Annotated in this window: 22 protein-coding genes; 16 read left to right on the top strand and 6 right to left on the bottom strand. The window is 61.9% G+C overall.

The window, feature by feature from the left end:
• The first annotated feature begins 9 nt into the window (after window positions 1–9).
• The 4 genes from J4E42_RS01620 to J4E42_RS01635 all read left to right on the top strand — a co-directional run bounded on the left by J4E42_RS01620 (window position 10) and on the right by J4E42_RS01635 (window position 3,196).
• Window positions 10–963, top strand: a complete 954-nt coding sequence (locus J4E42_RS01620) for a D-2-hydroxyacid dehydrogenase family protein (protein ID WP_008036836.1) — start codon at window positions 10–12, stop codon at window positions 961–963.
• A gap of 394 nt (window positions 964–1,357) precedes the next feature.
• Window positions 1,358–1,888 carry a tetratricopeptide repeat protein gene (locus tag J4E42_RS01625; protein WP_192227075.1) on the top strand — a complete coding sequence of 177 codons (531 nt, stop codon included), beginning with the start codon at window positions 1,358–1,360 and terminating at the stop codon, window positions 1,886–1,888.
• Between the two features lie 46 nt (window positions 1,889–1,934).
• On the top strand, window positions 1,935–2,432 hold the full coding sequence (locus J4E42_RS01630; RefSeq protein ID WP_202949142.1) for an RNA polymerase sigma factor: 498 nt from the start codon (window positions 1,935–1,937) through the stop codon (window positions 2,430–2,432).
• Complete coding sequence (locus J4E42_RS01635) at window positions 2,429–3,196, top strand: anti-sigma factor (protein WP_207284397.1); 768 nt, start codon at window positions 2,429–2,431, stop codon at window positions 3,194–3,196. The genes J4E42_RS01630 and J4E42_RS01635 overlap by 4 nt, the downstream gene beginning before the upstream one ends.
• 104 nt (window positions 3,197–3,300) lie before the next feature.
• Here the strand turns inward: J4E42_RS01635 and J4E42_RS01640 are convergent, their stop codons facing one another.
• Both J4E42_RS01640 and J4E42_RS01645 read right to left on the bottom strand, forming a co-directional pair.
• Window positions 3,301–4,602, bottom strand: a complete 1,302-nt coding sequence (locus J4E42_RS01640; RefSeq protein ID WP_008031131.1) for an ATP-binding protein — start codon at window positions 4,600–4,602, stop codon at window positions 3,301–3,303.
• Window positions 4,603–4,606: 4 nt separating this feature from the next.
• On the bottom strand, window positions 4,607–5,308 hold the full coding sequence (locus tag J4E42_RS01645) for a response regulator transcription factor (protein WP_008031130.1): 702 nt from the start codon (window positions 5,306–5,308) through the stop codon (window positions 4,607–4,609).
• Between the two features lie 295 nt (window positions 5,309–5,603).
• Between J4E42_RS01645 and J4E42_RS01650 the strand changes: the two genes are divergently transcribed.
• From J4E42_RS01650 to J4E42_RS01695, 10 genes are all read left to right on the top strand, one after another.
• Window positions 5,604–6,761, top strand: coding sequence for an efflux RND transporter periplasmic adaptor subunit (locus tag J4E42_RS01650; protein ID WP_207284398.1), 1,158 nt, complete (start codon window positions 5,604–5,606; stop codon window positions 6,759–6,761).
• A 15-nt stretch (window positions 6,762–6,776) separates the two neighbouring features.
• On the top strand, window positions 6,777–9,875 hold the full coding sequence (locus J4E42_RS01655; protein ID WP_207284399.1) for an efflux RND transporter permease subunit: 3,099 nt from the start codon (window positions 6,777–6,779) through the stop codon (window positions 9,873–9,875).
• A 178-nt stretch (window positions 9,876–10,053) separates the two neighbouring features.
• Window positions 10,054–10,695: a DUF1345 domain-containing protein gene (locus tag J4E42_RS01660; protein WP_207284400.1), complete on the top strand. Its 642-nt coding sequence runs from the start codon at window positions 10,054–10,056 to the stop codon at window positions 10,693–10,695.
• A 76-nt stretch (window positions 10,696–10,771) separates the two neighbouring features.
• On the top strand, window positions 10,772–11,611 hold the full coding sequence (locus J4E42_RS01665) for an AraC family transcriptional regulator (RefSeq protein ID WP_207284401.1): 840 nt from the start codon (window positions 10,772–10,774) through the stop codon (window positions 11,609–11,611).
• A 52-nt stretch (window positions 11,612–11,663) separates the two neighbouring features.
• The gene (locus J4E42_RS01670; RefSeq protein WP_207284402.1) at window positions 11,664–12,272 is read left to right on the top strand and encodes a LysE family translocator; all 609 of its coding nucleotides are present in this window, start codon (window positions 11,664–11,666) and stop codon (window positions 12,270–12,272) included.
• A 138-nt stretch (window positions 12,273–12,410) separates the two neighbouring features.
• Entirely contained in the window at window positions 12,411–13,436 is a 1,026-nt protein-coding gene (locus J4E42_RS01675) for a LacI family DNA-binding transcriptional regulator (RefSeq protein ID WP_310650436.1), read from the top strand.
• 156 nt (window positions 13,437–13,592) lie between these two features.
• Window positions 13,593–14,375, top strand: a complete 783-nt coding sequence (locus J4E42_RS01680) for a sugar phosphate isomerase/epimerase (RefSeq protein ID WP_207284403.1) — start codon at window positions 13,593–13,595, stop codon at window positions 14,373–14,375.
• On the top strand, window positions 14,368–15,354 hold the full coding sequence (locus J4E42_RS01685; RefSeq protein WP_207284404.1) for a sugar kinase: 987 nt from the start codon (window positions 14,368–14,370) through the stop codon (window positions 15,352–15,354). The genes J4E42_RS01680 and J4E42_RS01685 overlap by 8 nt, the downstream gene beginning before the upstream one ends.
• A gap of 105 nt (window positions 15,355–15,459) precedes the next feature.
• Entirely contained in the window at window positions 15,460–16,758 is a 1,299-nt protein-coding gene (locus tag J4E42_RS01690; RefSeq protein ID WP_008036856.1) for an MFS transporter, read from the top strand.
• A gap of 21 nt (window positions 16,759–16,779) precedes the next feature.
• On the top strand, window positions 16,780–17,757 hold the full coding sequence (locus J4E42_RS01695) for an NAD(P)-dependent oxidoreductase (protein ID WP_207284629.1): 978 nt from the start codon (window positions 16,780–16,782) through the stop codon (window positions 17,755–17,757).
• 117 nt (window positions 17,758–17,874) lie between these two features.
• Here the strand turns inward: J4E42_RS01695 and J4E42_RS01700 are convergent, their stop codons facing one another.
• The 4 genes from J4E42_RS01700 to J4E42_RS01715 all read right to left on the bottom strand — a co-directional run bounded on the left by J4E42_RS01700 (window position 17,875) and on the right by J4E42_RS01715 (window position 23,535).
• Window positions 17,875–19,062 (bottom strand): pyridoxal phosphate-dependent aminotransferase, encoded by a 1,188-nt coding sequence (locus tag J4E42_RS01700; RefSeq protein ID WP_008036860.1) that lies wholly within the window; start codon window positions 19,060–19,062, stop codon window positions 17,875–17,877.
• 41 nt (window positions 19,063–19,103) lie between these two features.
• On the bottom strand, window positions 19,104–20,729 hold the full coding sequence (locus tag J4E42_RS01705; RefSeq protein WP_008036862.1) for a methyl-accepting chemotaxis protein: 1,626 nt from the start codon (window positions 20,727–20,729) through the stop codon (window positions 19,104–19,106).
• Window positions 20,730–21,057: 328 nt separating this feature from the next.
• Entirely contained in the window at window positions 21,058–22,200 is a 1,143-nt protein-coding gene (locus J4E42_RS01710; RefSeq protein WP_207284405.1) for a glycerate kinase, read from the bottom strand.
• Between the two features lie 207 nt (window positions 22,201–22,407).
• Window positions 22,408–23,535: a sugar diacid recognition domain-containing protein gene (locus J4E42_RS01715; protein ID WP_008031099.1), complete on the bottom strand. Its 1,128-nt coding sequence runs from the start codon at window positions 23,533–23,535 to the stop codon at window positions 22,408–22,410.
• 161 nt (window positions 23,536–23,696) lie between these two features.
• On the opposite strand from J4E42_RS01715, the gene J4E42_RS01720 reads away from it, so the two are divergent.
• Both J4E42_RS01720 and J4E42_RS01725 read left to right on the top strand, forming a co-directional pair.
• Entirely contained in the window at window positions 23,697–25,007 is a 1,311-nt protein-coding gene (locus J4E42_RS01720) for an MFS transporter (protein WP_008031098.1), read from the top strand.
• 191 nt (window positions 25,008–25,198) lie between these two features.
• Window positions 25,199–26,212 (top strand): aldo/keto reductase, encoded by a 1,014-nt coding sequence (locus tag J4E42_RS01725; protein ID WP_207284406.1) that lies wholly within the window; start codon window positions 25,199–25,201, stop codon window positions 26,210–26,212.
• The last annotated feature ends 89 nt before the right edge of the window (window positions 26,213–26,301 follow it).

Below are 26,301 nucleotides of genomic sequence, written 5' to 3' on the forward strand. Positions count from 1 at the left end.
GTAAGGCGGATGGCTGTGCAGATTGCGGTACTCGATGACTGGCAGGATGTGGCGCGGCAGGTGGTTGACTGGTCGGCGCTGGACGCCATCGGCCAGGTGAGTTTCATCCATGACTATCCGGCGGATAACGAAACGCTGGCAGCACGCCTGGCCGGGTTTGAAGTGATCTGCGTAATGCGCGAGCGCACCCGCTTCGATGAAGACCTGCTGCGTCGGCTACCGACCCTCAAACTGCTGGTCACCGGCGGCATGCGCAACGCTGCCCTCGACCTGAAAGCCGCTGCCGCGCTTGGCATTCAGGTCAGCGGCACCGACAGTTATAAACACGCCGCGCCGGAACTGACCTGGGCGCTGATCATGGCCGCCACCCGCAACCTGGTCGTGGAAGCCAACGCCTTGCGCGCAGGGAAATGGCAACAGGGGCTGGGTGGCGACCTGCACGGCAAGACCCTGGCGATTCTCGGTTTGGGCAGCATTGGCCAGCGAGTCGCCCAGTTCGGCCAGGTGTTCGGCATGCGGGTAATCGCCTGGAGCGAAAACCTCACAGCCGAACGCGCCGCCGAAGTGGGCGTGACCTACGTCAGCAAGCAGGCGTTGTTCGAACAGGCCGACGTGTTGTCGGTGCATCTGGTGCTCAGCGACCGCAGCCGCGGCCTGGTCGACGCGCAAGCGCTGGACTGGATGAAACCCACCGCACTGCTGGTCAACACGGCTCGCGGGCCGATTGTCGATGAGGCGGCGCTGATCAAGGCACTGCAAAAACGACGGCTGGCCGGTGCGGCGCTGGACGTGTTCGAGCAGGAACCCTTGCCGGCTCATCACCCGTTCAGGACGCTGGAGAATGTGCTGGCGACGCCGCATGTCGGGTACGTCAGCCAGCAGAATTACCATCAGTTCTTTTCGCAAATGATCGAGGACATTCAGGCCTGGTCAGCTGGAGAGCCGATCCGGTTGCTCAGCTGAGACCCGGTCATCGTTCATCGCCGGCTTGCCGGCGATTGCTCGCACCACAGATCTAACTGGCCTTCACCGCGACAAACGCCGCCGTCACATAAAGCACCGTCACCACGTCCTTGCCCCGCAATTCGGGCTCAGCGGCGATCAGCACGCGAATTCGCCCATCCACCTTCGCCCTTCCTGCACTGATAAAGCCGCGACAAAACGGGTGGACACCCAGATCGACCACGGACCTGTGTGCGCGTGCCTTGAAAAGACCGCCAGAAAGAAATGAATAATTGTTCACCCTGCGGTGTTCATGACAGCGAAGACTCATCATTTCGGCCTGCGGGATAACACCTTGCGTGCATGTTGCCGGGGCGTGGTTGAACTGAAACGAATAAACCAGTGGAGATCATCCATGAATACCCGTCTTACTGTTTTTACCGTTCAGCTACTGCTCGCCTTTGCGTTGTCCGCTACCCTTGCATTGGCCAATGGTGAAGATGACGCACCGGCCAGGCCCAACTGCCCGAAAGGCCAGGTCTTCGACTCCAGGTCGCAAAAATGCGTGAGGCAGACCAGCGGCGAGGTATCCGATGCCGACCGAACCGATTACGCCTATCGGCTGGCAAAGGACGGTCGCTACGAGGAAGCCCTGGCACTGCTCGACACGCTGAAAGAACCCGACACCGCCAAGGCGCTCAACTATCGCGGCTACGCTACGCGTAAACTGGGGCGCACCGACGAGGGCATCGGTTACTACCTGCAATCGGTCAAACTCGACCCGCAATACGCGCAAGTCCGCGAGTACCTCGGCGAAGCGTATGTGATCAAGGGTCGGCTGGATCTCGCCCAGGAGCAGTTGCAGCAGATAAAATCGATCTGCGGCAGCACCTGCGAAGAATACCGGGACCTGGCTGAAGCCATTAACGATTCATCGAAAACCTGACAGGACGGAGGTCGCCATCGCCAGCGATCAGGCAATACGGGCAGAGCTGGGCCAGCACCTGGCGCGGTTATGGCGCTACGGCCTGCTGCTGTCCCGGCAGCGGCATGTCGCCGAAGACCTGGTGCAGGCCACCTGCGTGCGGGCGCTGGAGTGTGCCGGGCAATTTGTCCCCGGCAGCCGCCTGGACCGCTGGCTGCTGAGCATTCTGCATTCGATCTGGCTCAACGAAGTGCGTTCGCGCCGAGTGCGTCAGGGCCAGGGGCTGGTGGATGCCGACAACGCCTTGTCGTTCGACGGTGAATACGCCGCGCAAACCCACGTGCTCGCCACGCAGGTGATTCGGCGCGTCGATGCGCTGCCTGAAGCGCAACGCGAAACGGTATTTCTGGCCTACGTGGAGGGCCTGTCCTATCGCGAAGTCGCCGAAGTCCTGGACGTGCCCATCGGCACGGTCATGAGCCGCCTGGCCGCGGCGCGGGCGAAACTGGCCGAGTACCCGCCCTTGCACGCGGTGTCGAACCCTTCCACAGGAGAACGTCGATGAACGATCACACGATGCCTACGGACGAGCAACTGGTGGCCTACCTCGACGACCAACTCGATAGCGATCAGCGCAGCCGCATCGACGCAGTCATCGCCGAAGACTCGATGCTCAACCTGCGCCTTCAATGGCTGGCCCGCAGCAGCCTGCCGTTCAAGGCCGCCTACGACGAACTGGCGCAACAGGCGCCCGTGGACCGCCTGCAAGCGATGCTCGACACCTTGCCCTCGCCTGCCCGGCCCGCGATAAATCGGCGCCGGTTCCTCGCGGCGGCAGCCGGCCTGGTGTTGAGCGGCGTGCTCGCGGACCGGTTGTTCCTTGGCTGGCAGGCGAGCCAGCACAAATCCAGCTGGCGAGGGCTGGTGGCGGACTACATGTCGATGTACGTGCCGCAAACCCTGGAACACTTGCCCAGCGACGAAGCCACTCAGCGCGCGCAATTGCACACCATCGACGCACGCCTGGGGCTGCGCCTTTTGCCGGCTCAACTGAGCCTGCCACGCGTTGAGCTCAAACGCGCACAAATCCTCGAATACGACGGCATGCCCATCGCCCAGATTACGTATCTGGACCCGGCGCACGGCCCCATGGCGTTGTGCGTCACCCGCTCAAACAGTGGCAGTCGCCACTTCGCCCACGAGCGTCGGCACGGAATGAACGTGGTGTATTGGGCGGACATGGAACATGCGTGGATGCTGATCGGGCACAACCCGGCGTCGGAGCTGGAGGAAATGGCGAAGTTGATTAAAAGCCGGCTCAGCGCGTGACCTGTAGGAGCCGGCTTGCTGGCGATGGGGCCATCAGACATTGCGTTGAATTCAAGGACGCCATCGCCGGCAAGCCGGCTCCTACACAGTTTTTTCGGCGGTCATCAGGCCGGGATCGGTAACCACAAACGGAACCGTGCGCCGCCCAGCGGAGACGGTTCGACAGTGAGCGTGCCGCCCTGTGCCTCCAGCGCCCGCCGACTGATCGCCAATCCCAGGCCAAAGCCACCCGTCGCCCGATCGCGACTGCGATCCAGTCGATAAAACGGCTCGAAAATCCGCTCGCGTTCGTCATCGGGAATGCCGATCCCATCGTCATCGACCCAGATTTCACACCCCTTGGCACAGACCTGAACCCCGATCTGAATACGCTTCTCGCAGTAGCGCATCGCGTTGCGCAGCAGGTTCTGAATCGCCCGGGCAGTCAGCCGTGGATCGAGTGTGAAGCGTTCGAGCTGGCCGTGAAGCAGCACGTCGATCACGATTTCAGGGGACTCCAGCTCCTCATCGACACTGCCCAGAATGCTGTCGATGAACTCATCCAGCGACACTTCCACCTGTTCCGGTAGCCGGGCCGGATTTTGCAAGCGGCTATAGGACAGCAGCTCCAGCACCAACTCATCCAGTTCACGTATGTGCGCGACCAGCCCTTGCAGGCGCTCCCGACTGGCAGCCGGCAAATCGTCGGACAGTGCCAGCGCAAGGCCAAAATCCAGGCGGGTCAGCGGTGTACGCAGTTCGTGAGAAACCGCGTTGAGCAAATCCCGCTGCTGGTTCAGCAGGTTTTCGATATCGCCGGCCATGGTGTCGAAAACGTTGGCCAGGCTACCGATGTTGGAGTGGGTGGGGATCTGGGTTCGCTCGCTCAAATGCCCCTTGCCGAAGCGTTCAGCCGTGCCTTTTAGCCGCTCCAGGTCGCGCCAGTGCGGGCGCAGCCACAGCAACAGGCACGCGAGCATGGTCGCGCCGATCAGCACGTTGATGCTCCAGTACAGCAAATTCACGTCCAGCGGGTCCGGCGGCACGACCATTTGCACGACGGTTTGCGAGTTCAACGGTGCCACCGCCAGCGTGCGCCAGCCCCAGTCGCCGATGCGCACGACATTCTCGCCACGCTGCAAACGTTTCTGTTCCGCCAGGGTCAGGCCGTCATCGTCATTGCGGCTGAGGACGATGTGCAGCGGGTTGAATTCCTTGTCCATCTCGGCCGCCAACGCTGGCCACTGCGTTTCGGGCACGGCGTGAAACTGCTTGACGATCAGCGACTGCAACCCGCGCGAGTAATCGAGGTTGTAGGTGACAAAGCGCTCCTGGAAGACCTTGATCACCACGTCCGGCACCAGATAGATCGCCGCGCTGTACGAAATGATCGTCACCAGGTACAGGCGAAAGAGGATTCTGAACATCGCCTCAGCATTCCCACTCGGAACGGCTGAACAGGTAACCCTTGCCCCACACGGTCTTGATCTTGCGCGCCTCGCCGGCATGGTCGTCGAATTTGCGCCGCAGCTTGGAAATCGCCACGTCCACCGAGCGGTCGGTGCCGTTGAATTCGATGCCGCGCAGGCGTTGCAGAATCTGGTCGCGGCTCAACACTTCGCCGGCATGTCGGGCCAGCACCACCAACAAGTTGTATTCGCCGCTGGACAGCTCGACCAGTTGTTCACGCCAGGTCACGGTGCGTTCGGACAGGTCGATGCACAAATTGCCCATGAGGATGCGGTCGTTGGCAGTCTGCGGTTCGCTGAGACTGCTGCGGCGCAACAGCGTACGAACGCGGGCCAGCAACACGCGGGGTTCGCAGGGTTTGGTGACGTAGTCATCGGCGCCCATTTCCAGGCCCAGCACCTGATCGTGGCTGTCGTCGCGGGCGGTGAGCATCAGGATCGGCAGCGTGGCCGAATCCGCGCGCAACAAGCGACAGACTTGCAGGCCGTCGAGCCCCGGCAACATCAGGTCGAGGATCACCAGGTCCGGCGGATTGACCCGCGCACGCTCGCGCACGTGGTCACCGCGGCTGATCACGCTGACGGAGTAGCCGTTGCGTTCCAGGTAGCTGGAAATCAACTCGGAGAGCGCGGTGTCGTCTTCGACCAGGAGGATGTTGGGCATGGGTGTTTCCAGAGAGTGCAGTGGCGGCTGTTATGCCGCCATCGCTAGCAGGCTAGCTCCCACAGGGGTTCAGTGGTGTTCACAATGTTTGTGTCCACATGAGATCCCTTGTGGGAGCTAGCCTGCTAGCGATGGCGGTCTGACAGGCGCAATAAATTTCAAGCCGTGAAGGATATACGCCCTCACCCGTGCCTGAGCAAAACCATTACACAATTTCACACAGCACCAACAAAGCTTCACCGCTACCCTCGTCGCCTCCCCGTAGGATGCGGGAGTTCATTATTGGGGTATTTACATGTCAAAGAACCTGCTTGCCAAGCTCAGCCTGCTTGCCCTGGCGTTGACGCTGAGCGCGTGTGACAAATCCACGAGCGCTGAAGAGCAGGCGCCGTTGGCCACCGTGCGCATCGAGACCATCAAACCCCGGCCCCTGTCGATCACCAGCGAATTGAGCGGACGGATCGCCGCGCCACGGATTGCCGAAGTGCGCGCCAGGGTCGCCGGCGTAGTGTTGCAACGCGCCTTCCACGAAGGCAGCGACGTGAGAAAAGGCGATGTGCTGTTCCGCATCGATCCGGCACCGTTCAAGGCTGACCTGGACAGCGCCGAAGCCTCGCTGCGCAAGGCCGAGGCCAACGCCTTCCAGGCCAGGCTGCAAGAACAGCGCTACGCCCAGTTGATCGAAGGCAATGCCATCAGCGGCCAGGATTACGACAACGCCCGGGCCGCTGTACGGCAAACCGCCGCTGAAGTCGCGGCCAATAAAGCCGCCGTGGATCGAGCGAAATTGAATCTCGGGTACGCCACCGTCACCGCCCCCATTTCCGGGCGCATCGGCCGCGCACTGGTCACCGAAGGCGCATTGGTCGGGCAGAACGAAACCACGCCGCTGGCATTGATCCAGCAGTTGAACCCGATTCATGCCGACCTCACCCAGTCGACCCGCGAACTCAACGACCTGCGCCGCGCCTTCCGTTCCGGCCAGTTGCAGGAAGTGGGTCAGGGTCAGGCCAAAGCCACGCTGATTCAGGATGACGGCAGCCTCTATCCGCTGCCGGGCAAGCTGCTGTTCACCGACATCACCGTCGACCCGGGCACCGGCCAGATCATCCTGCGCAGCGAGTTTCCCAACCCGGACCTCGACTTGCTGCCGGGCAGCTTCGTGCGGGTGCGCCTTGAACAAGCGGTGAACCAGCAAGGCATCAGCGTGCCGCAACGCGCCATTCAACGCGACAGCGCGGGTGTTGCGCAGGTGCTGGTGCTCGATGCGGAACTGCGCGTCGGCCAGCAAACCGTAGAGCTGGGCGCCGTGCAAAACGATCGCTGGATCGTCACCGCAGGCCTCAAGTCTGGCGACCGCATCGTCATCGAAGGCCTGCAACACGCCAAGCCCGGCGAGAAAGTACAGATCGACGATTCCCCTCTTCCACTTGCCCAGGTTTCTGGTCAGTAAGCAGGACGCTTTTCTATGCCGCAGTTCTTTATCGACCGCCCGGTGTTCGCCTGGGTAGTTGCCCTGTTCATCCTGCTGGCCGGTGCCCTGTCCATTCCGCAATTGCCGGTGGCGCAGTACCCCGATGTCGCGCCGCCGCAGATCGAAATCTACGCCGTGTACCCGGGCGCCTCGGCGCAAACCGTGGACGAAAGCGTGGTCAGCCTGATCGAGGAAGAGCTCAACGGCGCCGATCACCTGTTGTATTTCGAATCGCAAAGCAGCCTCGGCAGCGCCACGATCAAGGCGACGTTTCAACCGGGCACCAACCCGGAGATGGCTCAGGTGGATGTGCAAAACCGCCTGAAAGTCATCGAGTCGCGCCTGCCGCAAGCGGTCAACCAGCAAGGTTTGCAGGTGGAGAAAGTCTCCGCCGGTTTCCTGCTGCTGATCACCCTGACGTCTACTGACGGCAAACTCGACGACGTGGCGCTCAGCGATTACCTGGCGCGCAACGTGATGAACGAGATCAAGCGCCTGGACGGTGTCGGCAAGGCCCAGCTGTACGGCGCCGAGCGGGCGATGCGGATCTGGATCGACCCGCAGAAACTGATCGGTTTCAACCTGACACCGGCCGACGTCAACGCCGCCATCGTTGCGCAGAACGCCCAGGTTTCGGCCGGCAGCATCGGCGACCTGCCGACCCGCACCACCCAGGAAATCACCGCAACCGTTCTGGTCAAAGGCCAGCTGTCGACCCCGGAAGAATTCGCCGACATCGTGCTCAAGGCCAATCCGGACGGCTCCACCGTGCGCATCGGTGATGTGGCGCGGGTCGAAATCGGCAGCCAGGAATACCAGTTTGGCACGCGTCTGAACGGCAAGCCGTCCACCGCTGTCGGCGTGCAATTGTCCCCCGGCGCCAACGCGCTCAGCACTGCGACGCTGGTGCGGGCGAAGATGGATGAACTGGCGCGCTACTTCCCGGCCAATGTGGAATACAAGATTCCGTACGACACCTCGCCTTTCGTCAAAGTCTCGATCACCAAAGTGGTTTACACCCTGATCGAAGCGATGGTGCTGGTGTTCGCGGTGATGTTCCTGTTCCTGCAAAACTTCCGCTACACGCTGATTCCGACCCTCGTGGTGCCAGTGGCGCTGATGGGCACCTTTGCGACCATGCTCACGCTGGGGTTCTCGATCAACGTACTGACCATGTTCGGCATGGTGCTGGCCATCGGCATTCTGGTGGACGACGCCATCGTGGTGGTGGAAAACGTCGAACGGATCATGGCCACCGAAGGCCTGTCGCCCAAAGAGGCTACGCGCAAAGCGATGAAGCAGATCACCGGGGCGATCATCGGCATCACTCTGGTGCTGGTCGCCGTGTTTATTCCAATGGCGTTCATGCAGGGTTCGGTCGGGGTGATCTACCGGCAATTCTCGCTGTCGATGGCCACCTCGATTCTGTTTTCGGCCTTCCTCGCCCTGACCTTGACCCCGGCGCTCTGCGCAACGCTGCTCAAGCCGATTGCCAAGGGCGAGCATCACGCCAAGGGCGGCTTCTTCGGCTGGTTCAACCGACGCTTCGAACAACTGACCGAGCGCTATCAGGGCTGGGTCGCTTATGCGCTGAAACGCAGCGGTCGTTACCTGCTGATCTACGGCGTGCTGCTGATTGGTCTGGGGCTGTGCTTCAGTCGTCTGCCCTCTTCGTTCCTGCCGGTGGAGGATCAGGGTTACACCATCACTGACATTCAACTGCCACCCGGCGCGAGCAAAAATCGCACGGTGCAGGTGGTCGAGCAGATCGAAGCGCACAACGCCACCGAACCGGGCGTCGGCGACAGCACGGTGATTCTCGGCTTCAGCTTCTCCGGCAGCGGGCAAAACGCGGCGCTGGCGTTTACCACGTTGAAAGACTGGTCGGATCGCGGCAGCGACGACTCGGCGAGTTCGATTGCCGACCGCGCCAACATCGCGCTGAGCCAGATCAAGGACGCCATGGCGTTCTCGGTCCTGCCGCCGCCGGTGGACGGCCTCGGCACCTCCAGCGGTTTCGAGTTCCGCTTGCAGGACCGTGGCGGCCTCGGCCATGCCACGCTGATGCAGGCGCGTACCGCGTTGCTGGCGGCCGCCGAGAAAAGCCCGATCCTGATGAACGTGCGCGAAAGCGCGCTGGCCGAAGCGCCGCAGGTGCAACTGATCGTCGACCGTAAACAGGCGAATGCGCTGGGGGTTTCGTTTACCGACATCGGCAGCGTGCTGTCCACCGCAGTCGGTTCGGCTTACATCAACGACTTCCCCAATCAGGGGCGGATGCAGCGAGTGGTGGTCCAGGCTGAAGGCGATCAACGCAGTCAGGTCGCCGACCTGCTGAAGATCCACGTGCGCAACAGCAGCGGGAAAATGGTGCCGCTGTCCGCGTTCGTCCAGGCCAAATGGACTCAGGGCCCGGCGCAGTTGACCCGTTACAACGGCTATCCGGCAATCAGTATTTCCGGTGAACCGACGCCAGGTCACAGTACCGGTGAAGCCATGGCGGAAATCGAGCGACTGGTCGCGCAAGGGCCAGCGGGCCTGGGCCAGGAATGGACCGGGTTATCGCTGCAGGAACGGCTGTCCGGCAGCCAGGCGCCGATCCTGCTCGGGTTGTCGCTGTTGATCGTGTTCCTGTGCCTGGCGGCGTTGTATGAGAGCTGGTCGATTCCGACTTCGGTGCTGCTGGTGGTGCCGCTCGGCGTGCTCGGCGCCGTGTTGGCCGTGACCTTGCGCGGGATGCCCAACGACGTGTTCTTCAAGGTCGGGCTGATCACCATCATCGGCCTGTCGGCGAAGAACGCGATCCTGATCATCGAGTTCGCCAAGAGCCTGTACGACGAAGGCCACGACCTGATCGACGCCACCCTGCAAGCCGCGCGCCTGCGCCTGCGTCCGATTGTCATGACGTCCCTGGCGTTCATCCTCGGCGTCGTGCCGCTGGCGATCGCCACTGGCGCGAGCTCGGCAAGCCAGCAAGCCATCGGCACCGGGGTGATTGGCGGGATGATCACCGCGACACTGGCGGTGGTGTTTGTGCCGGTGTTTTTTGTGGTGGTGATGAAACTGGTGCGCAAGCGCCACAAGAAAACCTGACCGCACACATCCCCCTTGTAGGAGCGAGGCTTGCCCGCGAAGGCGCTGTAACAGTCAATACTTCACTCGATTGACACACCGCCTTCGCGGGCAAGCCTCGCTCCTACAGGGGTCGGTGTTGGTCAGAGGGGGCCACGCTGGGCTAAGGTGTTTGCATACCCTGACCCATCGAGTTCACATGCCCTTCCTCGCCCGCACCCACCCTCGCCTGTCCGCCGCTGCGACCCTCGGTGTTGCGGTGGGCATTCTGGCTCCGGCCGATTCGATCATCAGCAAAATCCTCTTCGGCTGGAACGCCGGGGTCTGGTCGTATCTGGTGCTGATGCTTTGGCTGGCCGCCCGCGCCAAAGCGCCGGATGTGAAACGCATTGCCGAAGTAGAAGACGAGAACGCCGGGCTGGTGCTGTTCGTGGTGTGCATCGCCGCCATCGCCAGCCTGGCGACCATCACCTTCGAACTGGCCGGCAGCAAGGACCTGGAAACCACCCGCAAGCTGTTGCATTACGGGTATACCGCACTGACCGTCATCGGTTCATGGCTGTTGATCGGGGTGATTTTCAGCGTACATTACGCCCGCCTGTTCTACACCTGGGCCGGCAAAGACCCGGCTTTGCGCTTCGCTGAAGGGCTGACCACCCCCAATTATTGGGACTTCCTGTATTTCTCGTTCACCATCAGCGCAGCCGTGCAGACCTCCGATGTCGGCGTGGCCACTCGGGAATTGCGCAAGATTGTGCTCGCGCAGTCGCTGATCGGTTTTCTGTTCAACACCGCGATTCTCGGGTTCTCGATCAACATCGCTGCGGGCCTGTTCAACTGAGCCGTGCACAAACGTTCTAGGCATCGCCCTCGCCACGGGCGTTAAATAACCCGGCAATCCGTCTCGCAGGTGCAGCATGACCACTCACAACTGGATCGACCTGGCCCAGGACGCCGACACCGGCATCGAGACGCTGCGCGCGCATTTCGAGGGCCACGCCTACGATCCGCACTGGCATGACAGCTATCTGGTGGGCGTCACCGAGCAAGGGGTGCAGCAATTCAACTGCCGGCGGGCCCGGCACCAGAGCACGCCGGGCAAGGTGTTTTTGCTCGAACCGGGTGACATCCATGACGGCGAAGCACCGACGGCAGACGGTTTCACCTACCGCATGCTGTACCTCGACCCGCAGTGGTTGAAGCGCGAGCTCAGTGCCGTGTTCGACAACGCGCCGGACAACAGTCAATTGAGCTTCGCCAATACCCTGGCCACCGACGTGCGCCTGGCCCACGCCACCAGCCTGGCGTTTCAGGCGCTGCACAACGGCGAGCTGAAAATCGTCCGCCAGACGGCCCTCGACAGCCTGCTCGAACGCCTCACCACTCACCTGCACTGGCGTGCCCGTTATGGCGAAGACCCGCGATTGCCGTTGGTGGCGCAGAAGGCTCGGGAGTATCTGCACGCTCATGCCCACGAGGACATCGGCCTCGACCAACTGGCCGCCGCAACGGGCGTCGATCGCTTTCGCCTGACCCGCGCGTTCAAGGCTGCTTACGGCATCGCCCCGCACGCCTATCTGGTGCAATTGCGCCTGGCCACGGCCCGCAGAATGCTGGCCCGAGGCGAACAACCGGCCACGGTGGCCATGACGTTGGGGTTCGCCGACCAGAGTCATCTGGGCCGTTGGTTCGTGCGGGCCTACGGCCTGACGCCCGCGTTGTATCGCAAGCGCTGCTCAAATCTTCCAGACAGTTGACCGTGGGATTGTGAAGATCGACTTCAAAGATCTTCACCGGAGTTTGCCCGCGATGCTGTCCACTTTCCCGACGTTACTGCCCTTCCTGTTGTTTGCGTTCGTGGCGTCGATCACGCCCGGCCCGACCAACATTCTGGTGTTGAGCAACAGTGCCCGATACGGCTTGGTGGCCGCCGTGCCGATCATCTTCGGCGCCTGTGCCAGCGCCGCGACAATTGTGTTGTTGGTCGGCAGCGGTGCCGGAGCGTCGTTGACCGCTTGGCCCTTCGTGCAAACCGCCATGCAGTGGATCGGCGTGGCTTGGCTGAGTTACCTCGCCTGGCAAATTTTCAACGCCCCGGCAGAGGCCGTCACCACCCAAAATGCCGATGCCCGGCTCGGTCTTTTGGGCGCTGCCGGCCTGCAACTGATCAACCCGAAAACCTGGATGATGGCGCTGGCGGTTGTCAGTGTATTTGCCGGGGGCGGTGAACAGCGCCTGACCCATGTGATGGTGTTGTCGCTGGCGTTCTTTCTGATTTCCCTGCCCTGCCTTGGGGTCTGGGCGTTGCTCGGCGCGGGCTCCACGCGCTGGTTGCGCTCACCTCGCTCAATGCAACGCTTCAATCGCTGCATGGCCCTGTTGCTGTTGGGATCGGCCTGGTTGAGTCTTTGGGCCTGAATCCCATTCGTCGGCCATTGTCGGACAATCGACGATGCGGGGCTTGACGGCGTATTTGCTTTTGGTGTCTTCTGAAACCGGTTTCAGTGCGATCTCAAACGCACGGACCTTATAACTCCAATAAGAAGGTTTCAGACCGTGAACGATTTCTCCGCCGCCCAGCGCAGCCGCGTGACCATGCTTGATGTCGCCGAACACGCCAAGGTCTCCAAGGCCAGCGTGTCGCGGTTCATCGGCGAGGATCGCGCCTTGCTGTCCGATGCGATTGCGTTGCGCATCGAACAGTCGATTGCCGAACTGGGCTATCGCCCGAACCAGATGGCTCGCGGTCTGAAACGTGGACGAACCCGCCTGATCGGCATGCTGGTCGCCGACATCCGCAACCCTTATTCGATTGCCGTGATGCACGGGGTGGAAACCGCCTGCCGTCAACACGGCTACAGCCTGGTGGTGTGCAACACCGACCGCGATGACGAGCAGGAATGCCAGCACCTGGCCCTGCTCCGCTCGTACAACATCGAAGGGCTGATCGTTAACACCCTCGGCCACCACCGCGACGAATTGCAGGAACTGCATCGAGAGATGCCGCTGGTGCTGGTGGACCGCAAGGTCGAGCACCTCGAAAGTGACATGGTCGGGCTGGACAATCCGGCAGCGGTCGAGATCGCCATCGCCCACCTTGAAGAACGCGGATACCGCGATGTGCTGCTGGTCACCGAACCGTTTGACGGCACCAGTTCACGGATCGAACGAGTCAGCAGTTTCAAGGCACAGATTGCCCGGCGTTCGGCGCTGCGCGGAACGATGATCGAAACCGGCAGTGACCTCACCGCAAACCTCAAGACTTTTCTCGATACACCCGGCCCCGGCCCGAAGGCGCTGTTCTGCGCGAACGGGATTGCGGCGCTGGCCGCGACCCATGCGTTGCGCGAATTGCAGTGCACGTTGTTCGAGGATGTCGGCTTGATCGCCCTCGATGATCTGGATTGGTACCCGCTGGTGGGCAGCGGCATCACCGCCCTCGCCCAACCGACGACCGAGATGGGCGCGAGTGCGTTTGAATGCTTGCTCAAGCGTTTGCGCGGAGATGACGGGCCGGTGCGGACGATGGATTTTTCGGCGCGGTTGATTGTGCGTGGGTCGACCCTGGGAAATTCTCGGTGAATGTTTCGGCCCCTTCGCGGGCAAGCCTCGCTCCTACAGAGGCTCGCGATACCTCTGTAGGAGCGAGGCTTGCCCGCGAAGGGGCCCAAAAGATCACCACAAAACCTCATCCTTTTTTTTGAACAAAAATGAAACCGGTTTCAGAGGTCCATGACAATGCATAAACCACCCGTTTCCATCAGCCTCTCCAGCTACGGCGCCGACCTCGTCCGCCAGCGCGGTCAAGGCCATTTCATCGATATCCTCGCCGCTGCGGGCGCCAGCCACATCGAATGGCGCGAAGAACTGCTGACCGTTGAAGACCCCGCCCAACTGGCCGATGCCACCCAGGCGCAAGGCCTCGAAAGCGTGTATTCCTCGCCGATGGAACTGTGGCTGGCCGGCCAGTCGAAACCCAATCCGCAACTGATCACCGCCCTGCAACGCGCCCAGGCCTTCGGTGCCAAATGGCTGAAGGTGTCCCTCGGTTACTTCACCGACACCAGCGACCTGCAAACCCTCGCCCGGATCCAGGGCAAAAGCGCCGTGCAACTGCTGGTGGAAAACGATCAGACCCTGCACGGTGGTCGTATCGAACCGTTCCAGCGTTTTTTCGCAGCGGTCGAGCAACACAATCTGCCGATCAAAATGACCTTCGACATCGGCAACTGGCACTGGCAGGACCAGTCCGCCAGCAGCGCTGCGCGCCTGCTCGGGCGCCACGTTGGCTACGTGCACTGCAAAGCCGTGTCACGCCGGGCCGATGGCAAACTGGTCGCCATGCCGCCTGCTGCCAGCGACCTGCATTCGTGGGAACAACTGCTGCGGCACATGGCCCAAGGCGTGATGCGGGCCGCGGAATATCCGCTGCAAGCCGATGACCTGGTGCAGCTCACCACCGAGCATGTCGCCGCCCTCGCCCACTTGGGGCAAGCACGCCTGGAGAGCGCTCATGTCTGAGATCGATATCCTGTCGTTCGGCGAAACCATGGCGATGTTTGTCGCCGATCAAAATGGCGACCTCGCCAACGTCGACCACTTCCACAAACGCATTGCCGGGGCCGACAGCAACGTCGCCATCGGTTTATCGCGACTGGGGTTCAAGGTGGCGTGGCTGAGCCGGGTCGGCGACGACTCTCTGGGGCGCTTCGTGATCGACACCTTGAAAAAGGAAGGCCTGGATTGCAGTAACGTTGCCCTCGATGCCGCACACCCGACCGGGTTTCAGCTCAAGTCACGTACCGACGATGGCGACGATCCCAGGGTCGAGTACTTTCGGCGCGGTTCGGCGGCGAGTCATTTGTCGCCGCAGTCGATCATCCCCGAACTGCTCAAGGCGCGGCACTTGCACGCCACCGGCATTCCTCCGGCGCTGTCGGAAACGGCGCGACAGATGTCTTTCGAACTGATGACGCGCATGCGTGAAGCCGGTCGCAGTGTGTCCTTCGACCCGAACCTGCGCCCGAGCCTTTGGGCCAGCACGCAACAGATGATCAGCGAAATCAACCGCCTCGCCGCCCTCGCCGACTGGGTGCTGCCGGGTTTGAGCGAAGGTCGTTTGCTGACCGGCTATGAAGACCCGGCTGACATCGCCGCGTTTTACCTCGACCAGGGCGCCGAAGCGGTGGCGATCAAGCTCGGCCCGCACGGCGCGTATTACCGCACGCATCTGGATGACGGTTTCGTGGCGGGCGTGCCCGTGGAAACGGTGGTCGACACGGTCGGTGCCGGTGACGGGTTTGCCGTCGGCATGATCAGCGCGCTGCTGGAAAACCACAGCGTTGCCGACGCCGTGAAACGCGCCAACTGGATTGGTAGCCGCGCGGTACAGAGTCGTGGGGATATGGAGGGGTTGCCGACCCGATCCGAGATGTCCATCGAATTCGAGGCCGCTATCGCCAGCAGGCTGGCTCCCACAGGGGATTTGTGTCGCCTATAGATCCAGTGTGGGAGCTAGCCTGCTAGCGATGAGGCCCGCTCAATCACCGAAGATTTAAATCCGTTACCTGCTGCGACAAAAACAACAAGCTCAGGAGCACCACTCATGAAAACCGCAACGCTCGCCACCCGCCGCTGGTGGTACATCATGCCCATCGTATTCATCACCTACAGCCTGGCGTACCTGGACCGCGCCAACTACGGATTCGCCGCCGCCTCCGGGATGGCCGCCGACCTGATGATCACGCCTGGCCTGTCGTCGATGCTCGGCGCACTGTTCTTCCTCGGCTACTTTTTCTTCCAGGTGCCGGGCGCGATCTACGCGCAAAAACACAGTGTGAAGAAACTGATTTTCGTCAGCCTGATCCTCTGGGGCAGCCTGGCGACGCTCACCGGGATCGTCTCCAACGCCTACTGGCTGATCGTCATTCGCTTCATGCTCGGCGTGGTCGAAGCCGCGGTGATGCCGGCGATGCTGATCTATCTGTGCCACTGGTTCACCCGTGCCGAGCGCTCGCGGGCCAACACTTTCCTGATCCTCGGCAACCCGGTGACCATGCTCTGGATGTCGGTGGTGTCGGGCTATCTGGTGCAGCATTACAGCTGGCGCTGGATGTTTATCATCGAAGGTTTGCCGGCAGTGCTCTGGGCGTTTATCTGGTGGCGTCTGGCGGATGATCGTCCGGCCCAGGCCAAGTGGCTCAGCGACGCCGAAAAGCACGATCTGGAAAGCGCCCTCGCCGCCGAACAGGTGGGCATCAAGGCAGTGAAGAACTACGCCGAAGCCTTCCGCTCGCCAAAAGTGATCATCCTGGCCCTGCAATTTTTCTGCTGGAGCATTGGCGTCTACGGCTTCGTGCTGTGGCTGCCGTCGATCCTCAAGGCCGGCGCGCAAATGGACATGGTCGAAGCCGGCTGGCTGTCGGCGCTGCCGTATCTGGCGGCGGTGATCGGCATGCTGCTGGTGTCCTGGGGCTCGGACAAACTGCAAAAGCGCAAACGCTTTGTCTGGCCGCCGCTGCTGATCGCCTCGATTGCGTTCTACGGTTCATACGCGCTGGGCGCCGAACATTTCTGGTGGTCGTACACCTTGCTGGTGATTGCCGGGGCCTGCATGTACGCGCCTTACGGACCGTTCTTCGCGATCATCCCGGAAATCCTCCCGGCCAACGTCGCCGGTGGCGCCATGGCGTTGATCAACAGCATGGGCGCGCTCGGCTCGTTTGGCGGCTCTTATCTGGTCGGTTACCTGAACAGCTCCACCGGTTCGCCGGGCGCGTCGTACCTGCTGATGAGCGGCGCGCTGATGTTTTCGGTGGTGCTGACGATTCTCCTCAAGCCCGGCGCCAGCGACCGGGAACGTCCTGCGGTTGCGCAAACACGCCCGACCGCCGCCCATCCTTGAATTGATGCAGAGATGAATACGATGAAAAAGCAGGTCGTGCTGTACAAGAAACTCTCACCGTTGCTGATGGCTCGCCTGCATGAGCAGACCGACGTGACGCTGATCGACAACCTCGACGCCGATGGCCTGGCGCTACTGCGCGAGGCCTTGCCCCGCGCTCACGGGTTGCTCGGTGCCAGTCTGAAACTGGACGCGGGCCTGCTGGATCTGGCGCCGAATCTGCGCGCCATCGCCAGCGTTTCGGTGGGCGTCGACAACTACGACATCGACTACCTGACCGAGCGGCGAATCCTGCTCAGCAACACCCCGGACGTGCTCACCGAAACCACCGCCGACACCGGTTTTGCGCTGATCCTCGCGACGGCCCGGCGCGTGGTGGAACTGGCGAACATGGTTCGTGCCGGCCAGTGGAACCGCAACATCGGCCCCGTGCATTTCGGCAGCGATGTGCACGGCAAAACCCTGGGCATCATTGGCATGGGGCGAATCGGCGAAGCGTTGGCCCAACGCGGGCATTTCGGTTTCGGCATGCCGGTGATCTATCACAGCCACTCGCCGAAACCGGCGGTGGAACAGCGCTTCAATGCGCAATACCGCAGCCTGCCGGAGCTGTTGCAGCAGGCCGATTTCGTTTGCCTGACATTGCCGCTGACAGTGGAAACCGAGGGGCTGATCGGTGCTGAACAGTTTGCGCTGATGCGTCCAGAGACGATCTTCATCAACATTTCACGGGGCAAAGTGGTGGACGAAACGGCGCTGATCGAAGCGTTGCGTTCCGGGCAGATTCGCGCAGCGGGGCTGGATGTGTTCGAACGCGAACCGCTGAACCCGGACTCGCCGCTGTTGCAACTGAACAACGTGGTGGCGACGCCGCACATTGGCTCGGCGACCCATGAAACGCGCGAAGCGATGGCGACGTGTGCGGTGGACAATCTGCTGGCAGCGTTGGCGGGTGAGCGGCCGAAGAATCTGGTGAATACGCGGGCGTGGAAGGATTAAGAGATTCGGCGCCTGCAAGTCAGTCTTCGCGGGCAAGCCTCGCTCCTACGGGATTACGCAGCACCTGTAGGAGCGAGGCTTGCCCGCGAAGGGGCCGGCATTGCCAACACAAATCTGTCAGGCCCGGCGCGCTTCCAGAAGATCCGCCGCACACAACGCAATCCGCCGACACGCATCCGCCAGTTTCCGTTGATCCACCACCAACCCGATCCGGATGTGCCCCGCCGCGCTCGGCCCGAACGCTTCACCGGCCAGCACCGAAACGCCATAGCCCTCCAGCAGCCGCTCGGCGAAGTGCTGGGCAGACAACCCGGTCTGGCGCACATCGACCATCACAAACATCCCGCCATCCGGCCGTACCGCCCGCACCCCCGGGCACGCACTCAGGCTCGCGCACACCAGGTCACGGCGTTGACGGTATTCTTCGCGCATCATCGCCACTTCCGGCAGATCACCCTCCAGCGCAACTTGCGCCGCCTTCTGCACAAAGTCTGGAATGCCGAACAGCATGCACAACGACAGATGTTCCAGATGGTCAATCAAGGGTTTGGGCCCGATCACCCAACCGACCCGCCAGCCGCTCATGGCGTGGGATTTCGACAGGCTGTTGAGCGTCGCGGTGCGCTCGGCCATGCCGGGCAGGCTGGCCGGGCTGATGTGCTCGCCCTCGTACAACAGATCGCTGTAAACCTCGTCACTGATCAGCCACAGGTTGTGCCGAATACACAGCGACGCCAGTTCCTGCCAGATCTTCAGCGACAGACTGGCACCGGAAGGGTTGTTCGGACTGTTGAGCAAAAGCGCGCGGGTTTTCGGCGTGATCAGCGCCGCGACATCCGCCGGATCGACGCGAAAGCCGTTCTCCGGACGCACCGCCACCGGCACCGCTTTCGCCCCGCAAGCGCCGAACACGCCTTCATAAGTCACGTACATCGGTTCGGCGACGATCACTTCATCGCCCGGATCGAGCAGGCATTGCACGACCGAATACACCCCGCACTGAGCGCCGGGCGTCACAATCACCTGATCCGCATCGACCTCCTGACCGCTGCAACGCCGGTGACGGTTGACGATGCTGTCGCGTAGCCCGCGACTGCCGCGCACTTGCGAGTAATGCGTGTCGCCAGCCAGCAGGCTGTCAATGCACGCCTGGACGATGGGGCGCGGCGTATCGAAGTCCGGATCGCCCACCGACAACAGCAACACATCAACGCCCTGCTCTCGTAATTCCAAAGCTCGGTAATGAATCTGCCAGGCCGCAGCGCCGTCTCCGGCAATTCGTTGGGTCAAGGCTGAATAGCGCATGTATTTCTCCAATCGCGCGTGTTCCTAGTCTCAACCCTATCTCAAATCACGAAACGCGCCACCATGGCATTCAAATCAACGGCCAGGCGCGACAGTTCGTGGGTGGCAGCGCTAGTCTGATTGGCCCCGGCAGCGGACTGGGTCGCCAGGTCGCGGATGTTCACCAGGTTGCGGTCAACTTCACGGGACACCTGCGCCTGCTCTTCGGACGCGCTGGCGATCACCAGGTTGCGTTCGTTGATCAGATGGATCGATTGGGTGATCTGCTCCAGCGCGACACCGGCGGCTCGGGCCATTTCCAGGGTGCTGTGGGTGCGCTGATTGCTTTGCTGCATCGAAGACACCGCCTCCCCCGTACCGTTCTGGATGCCGGCGACCATCTTCTCGATTTCCTGAGTCGATTGCGCCGTGCGATGCGCCAGCGCCCGCACCTCGTCCGCCACCACCGCAAAACCACGCCCGGCTTCACCGGCACGGGCCGCTTCAATCGCGGCGTTCAGTGCCAGCAGGTTGGTCTGCTCGGCAATGGCGCGAATCACGTCCAGCACCTTGCCGATGTCCCGGCCCTGAGCGGCCAGGCCTTCGATCATCAGCGAGGTGTTCTGCACGTCGTGGGTCATGGTCTGGATCGCATCGACGGTTTCCACCACGCGGTCGCGACCTTCACGAGCAGCCTGGGTCGACTGGTTCGAGGCTTCGGAAGTCGACACGGCGTTGCGCGCCACTTCTTCCACGGCGGCGGTCATTTCGTTGACTGCTGTGGCGGCTTGTTCGATTTCATTGTTTTGCTGTTGCAGACCGCGGGACGCTTCTTGCGTGACCGTGCTCAGCTCTTCGGCGGCGGCGCCCAGCTGCGTGGCGGAACCGGCGATTTGCTCGATGGTTTTGCGCAAACTGGCTTGCATCGCGGACAAGGCGCCGAGCAAACGTGCCGGTTCATCCTTGCCATCGACTTCAATGACGTTGCGCAGGTTGCCGCCCGCAATGGTTTCAGCAGCCTGCAATGCACGGTTCAGCGGGGTGACGATGCTGCGGGTCAACAGCCAGGCCAGCAACACGGTCATCAGTGCGGCAATCACCGCAACGACCACGATGCCGGTGATGGCATTGCTGTAGTGTTCGCCCGCTTCGGCCGATGCGGTCTTGGCATCGGTGGTGTTGAGTGCCACCAGTTTATTGAGCTGCTCGCCCATCTGGTCGGTGCCGTCCTTGATCCGCGTATTGATCAGGGTGCGCATCTCATCCAGCTTGTTCTGCCGCGACAGCTCCATCATCTGGTTCTGCGCTTGCATGTAGGTGTCGAGGGTGGCGGTGAACGTCTTGTACAGCGCGGCTTCTTCTGGCTGGGCGGGCAAGGCTGCGTAGCTGGCCTGAGCGCTGCGCAGCTTGTCGGTGAGGACGCTGATGCGAGTCTGGGCTTCCTGCAACGCGGCGGGTTCGCGGTTGACCAACACCCGGAACGAGAGGATGCGCATGCGCAGGACGTTTTCCGTCATGTTGCCCAAAAACCCGATGCTGGGCAGTTGCGTCGTCTCCATGTCGACCGAGGCCTGGCGAATGGTCGTCATGCGGCTCACGGCAAATACACCCAGCACGATGACCAGCAAGGCAATGAAGGCAAAACCCAGGAAAGCTCGAGGCGCGATGTTCAGATTACGCAGGGACATAGGACGATACTCGGGTGATTGAGTCTTCGAGCGTCCTTGCCGTGATCACTGGCGGGCGGGCATTGAGGCGCACCGCTCAGGCTGGCGCCACTGTTGTAATAGGTTTGTGTGCGCCTGATATCTGTATCGGCTGGGGTTGAGGATTTTTGCGGGGATTTGCGAAATATATTTCAAGGGATTACGAGTGTTTCATCCGTGAAACACTCAAGAACCACACAAACCTTGTAGGAGCCAGCTTGCTGGCGATTGCGTCCGTCCAGTCAATAAACGGGTTGGCTGACCCACCGCTATCGCCAGCAAGCTGGCTCCTACAAGGTGTGGGGAGAATTCAGGATTGGCGTTTGGCGATACGCCAGACCCGGGCGATGTCGCTCGCCCGCTCACGCAACAACCGTGGCGCCTCGGTACACGCCTGCTCCAGGGTCATCGGCCCGCTCGCCAAGGCAAACGCGGCGTCGATGCCATGTTCGTACAGGGCCTGATAGCCCTCGCCCAAGGTGCCGGCGATGACGATGACCGGTACGCCGTGTTGCCCGGCGATGCGTGCGACACCAAACGGTGTCTTGCCGCGCAGGGTTTGCGCATCGAAGCGGCCTTCGCCGGTGATCACCAGATCGGCGCCCTTGACCGCATCGGCCAGGCCGACCAATTCCGCGACCACTTCAACCCCGGCCTTGAACTGCGCGCCCAGGAAGGCCTTGGCGGCAAACCCCAGGCCACCCGCCGCGCCACTGCCCGGCTCGTCACGCACGTCATTGCCGAGGACCTGGGCGCAAAGCCCGGCGAAGTGCCCGAGGGCGCGATCCAGCTGCTCGACCTGCGCAGGCGTTGCGCCTTTTTGCGGACCGAAAATCGCAGAGGCACCGTGGGGGCCGCACAGTGGATTGTTGACGTCGGCGGCGATGTCGAAGCGCACGTCGGTCAGACGTGGATCGATGTCACTGAGATCAATGCGCGCCAGTTGCGCCAGTGCCAATCCGCCGGGCGCCAGGGTTTGGCCTTGTGCATCGAGCAGTTTCACGCCCAGCGCTTGCATCGCCCCCGCGCCGCCGTCGTTGGTGGCGCTGCCGCCAATCGCCAGGATCACCCGTTGCGCCCCGGCGTCGAGTGCCGCGCGGATCAACTCACCGGTGCCGAAGGTGCTGCTGATGCACGCATCGCGTTGCCCCGGCGGAACGAGTTGCAGGCCGCTGGCCTCGGCCATCTCGATGATGGCGGTGAGGCTCTGGGGCAACCAGCCCCACGCGGCGTCGACCGTTGTGCCCAGCGGCCCTTTGACGCGGGTGCGACGGAGTTGACCTTCGCAGGCGGCCAGAATCGACTCGACCGTGCCTTCGCCCCCATCGGCCATCGGGCATTTGACCAGTTGCGCATCGGGCCAGACTTCAACCAGACCAAGGGCAATGGCATCGGCCACGCCTTGTGCGCTGAGGCTGTCCTTGAACGAATCGGGGGCGATGACGATTTTCATGCGAATTCTCCAGTTCCAATGCCCCCATGCTGCCAGCCGGCCTGAACAATAACGCCGGTCCGCTGCACAAGTGGCACGGAGGATTATTGTTCATTTTCACAAAACGACAGGTTTACGCATCCCCTGTAGGAGCCGGCTTGCTGGCGATTGCGTACGACGCGGTGGATCAGGAACACCGCGTTAAGTGGATCGCCAGCAAGCCGGCTCCTACAGGGGCGGTGTTGTTTCGGTTTGTGGGAGTAGCTGCACGCCGAGGTACAGCGCGAGCATGCCATCGAGGCGCAACGGGTCGACGCCGCTGAGCTCGGCAATCCGCTCCATCCGGTAACGCAGGCTGTTGCGGTGAATGCCCAGCGCATCGGCGCAGGCCTGGCTCTGGCCGTCGTGATCGCACCAACTGCGCAACGTCGCCAGCAATTGGCCGTTGCCGTCCTTGGCGATGACTTTGCGCAAGGGCTTGAGCAATTCGTCCAGCGCATCATCGTTGCGATGGCGCCAGAGCATCACCGGCAATCGATAACGGGTCAGCGTCAGCAGACGTGAATGCGGCAGTACATCGCGCCCATAGGCCAGCAAGTCGCCGACCCGCCGATAGCAACGACGCAAGCCCGACAAGCCATCGGCTTGCCCGCCCACGGCGATGCGCAAGATATTCCAGCCGAGGCCGTCGAGCTTTTCCAGCAAGCGGTCGTTCTCGATCGCCTGGTTGGCCGGCCGGCACCACAGCAACGACGACTTGGCCGAACTCACGCACCAACTGTCCGGGTAGCGCGAGGTCAGCCAGGCGCTGAGTGCGTCGACGGTTTGCCCCGGACCGTGCTCCATTCCCAGCTCGAACAAATACGGCACCCGCGTCAGTTGCGGTTTAAGCCCAAGCTGTTGCGCCTCATCGATCAAGCGCGGCGAATCCCCTGCCTCGCTGAGCAGCAACGCCAGCAAATCATCGCAACGCTGGCGCCGCCATTGCTGTTCGGCCTGCTGATTGCGCTGGCCCACCAGCATCTCGGCGGTCATGCGCACCAGTTCGGCGTAGGTGCGCAATTGTTCGGGTTCGCCGGTGATGCCGAGCACACCAATCAGCCGTTGATCGAGCAACAGCGGCAGGTTGATACCCGGTTGTACGCCCTTGAGGTGGATAGCGGTTTGAGCATCGATTTCCACCACCCGCCCGTTGGCCAGCACCAGTTGCGCGCCTTCGTGCCGGGTGTTGACCCGCTCCGGTTCACCACTGCCGAGAATCAACCCCTGGCTGTCCATGACGTTGACGTTGTAAGGCAGGATGGCCATCGCCCGGTCGACGATGTCCTGGGCCAGGTCGTGATCGAGTTCGAACATTGTGGTGGTCCTTCAAAGCGCGGTTGTTCACCCGCACAGGGCTTGGTTGCAAACCCTGTGCTCAGGCACAAAGACAGCAGCCCTGAGGGTGGTCGAGACTCTCAGGGCGATCAACGTTACCCTTTGCATCGCAAAAAATCATAATAAAGAGAGAGCCCGCCATGTCACAGAGCGCCGCCGCTACCCAGGCCATCGTTGACGAAAAAAATGCCGTCTACAAACGCATTACCCTGCGTTTGATCCCCTTCATCTTCATCTGCTACCTGTTCAACTACCTCGACCGGGTGAACGTTGGATTTGCCAAGCTGCAGATGCTCGACGCGCTGAAATTCAGTGAAACCGTGTACGGCCTCGGCGCCGGGATCTTCTTTATCGGCTACGTGCTGTGCGGCGTACCGAGCAACCTGGCGCTGACCAAATTCGGCCCGCGCCGCTGGATCGCGCTGATGATGATCACCTGGGGCACGCTGTCGACCTGCCTGCTGTTCGTCACCACCCCGACCGAGTTCTACACCTTGCGCCTGTTCACCGGCGCGGCCGAAGCCGGGTTCTTCCCGGGCGTGGTGTTGTACCTCTCGCAGTGGTTCCCGACCTTCCGCCGTGGCCGCATCATGGCACTGTTCATGTCGGCGATCCCGGTGTCCGGCCTGCTCGGCAGCCCGTTTTCCGGCTGGATCCTCAATCACTTCGCTGCGGGCCAGGGTGGCCTGGCCGGCTGGCAGTGGATGTTCCTGCTGCAAGGCATCCCGACCGTGATCCTCGGCGCCCTCGCCTACTTCCTGCTGAGCGACAGTTACGCCAACGCCAAATGGCTCACGCCGTTCGAACGCTCGGTGCTGGAAGCCGACCACGCTGAAGACCTGGCCAACAAACCGAAAACCACCACCGACTCGCTGCTGGCGGTGTTCAAGAACCCGGCGATCTGGGCGTTCGGCTTGATCTACTTCTGCATCCAGAGCGGGGTCTACGCGATCAACTTCTGGCTGCCGTCGATCATCAAGAACCTGGGTTTCAACGATAACCTGGTGATCGGCTGGCTGAGTGCGATCCCGTACCTGCTGGCGGCCGTGTTCATGTTGATGGTCGGCCGCTCGGCGGACTTGCGCAAAGAACGTCGCTGGCATTTGGTGGTGCCCATGTTGATGGGTGCAGTGGGCCTGCTGATTGCCGTGAACTTCGCCACCACGCCAGCCATCGCCATCCTTGGCCTGACGATCGCCACCATGGGCGCCCTCACTGGCCTGCCGATGTTCTGGCCGGTGCCGACCGCACTGCTGAGCGCCGGCGCGGCTGCCGGTGGCCTGGCGTTGATCAACTCGATGGGCCAGATGGCCGGCTTCCTCAGCCCGTACCTGGTCGGCTGGGTCAAGGACACTACTGGCTCGACCGATGCCGCGTTGTACTTGCTGGCGGGCGTGATTGTCTGCGGCAGCCTGCTGGCGTTGCGCATGACCCGCACCCTGCGCGTCTGACACCTGTCCCCTGTGGGAGCGAGCCTGCTCGCGATAGCGGAGTGTCAGTCAACATAGCTGTTGAATGTTGAACCGCAATCGCGAGCAGGCTCGCTCCAACATTTGATTGTGGGGGGGCAATAATTGTGTTTGCCCCATGCGGTTGTTCTGGTATTTGATTGAGCCTTTCCCACTGGTAAAAGGATTTCGTCATGAGCTACCGCACGCTGGGTCACTCGGGATTGCAGGTGTCCACCCTGACCCTGGGGACCATGATGTTCGGCGAACAGACCAGCACCGAAGATTCCCTGCGGATCATCGACAAGGCCTGGGACCAGGGCATCAATTTCATCGACACCGCCGACGTCTACACCAACGGTCGCTCTGAAGAGATCGTCGGCGAAGCGATCGCCGGCAACCGCCACGAATGGGTGCTCGCCACCAAAGTCGGTTTCGGCCCGGTGGACGGTGTGCCGAACCGCAGCGGCCTGAGCCGCAAGCACATTTTCAATGGCATCGATGCCAGCCTCACGCGCCTGGGCACCGACTACGTCGACCTCTATTACCTGCACCGCGAAGACCACAACACGCCGCTGGAAGTGACGGTGTCGGCCATCGGCGACCTGATTCGCCAGGGCAAAATCCGCAACTGGGGGTTGTCTAACTACCGCGGCTGGCGCATCGCCGAGGTCATTCGCGTGGCCGACCAACTGGGGGTCGACCGCCCTGTCATCAGCCAGCCGCTGTACAACATCGTCAATCGCCAGGCCGAAACCGAACAGATCACCGCCGCGCAGAACTACGGTCTGGGCGTTGTGCCTTACAGCCCGCTGGCGCGCGGCGTGCTCAGCGGCAAATATGCGCCGGATGTAAAACCGGATGCCAACAGCCGCGCCGGGCGCGCCGACAAACGTATTCTGGAAACCGAATGGCGCGTCGAATCCCTGCGCATCGCCCAGCAGATCCAGCAATACACGCAAGATCGTGGTGTCGGTATCGTCGAGTTCGCGATTGCCTGGGTGTTGAACAACAGCGCCGTCACCTCGGCCATTGTCGGGCCGCGTACCGAAGAGCAATGGGATGCCTACACTAAGGCGCAGGCGGTGAAGATCACGGCGCAGGATGAAGCGTTTATCGACTCGCTGGTGACACCGGGGCATGCGTCCACGCCAGGGTTCAATGACGTGAGCCATTTCGTGTCGGGCCGTAAACCGCGCAACGCCTGAAGAAACACATAACCACTGTAGGAGCGAGCCTGCTCGCGATGATCTGTCAGTTGATACCGATGTGGCTGATACACCATCGCGAGCAGGCT

Source organism: Pseudomonas sp. FW300-N2A2, assembly GCF_017351735.1.
GTDB lineage: Bacteria > Pseudomonadota > Gammaproteobacteria > Pseudomonadales > Pseudomonadaceae > Aquipseudomonas > Aquipseudomonas migulae.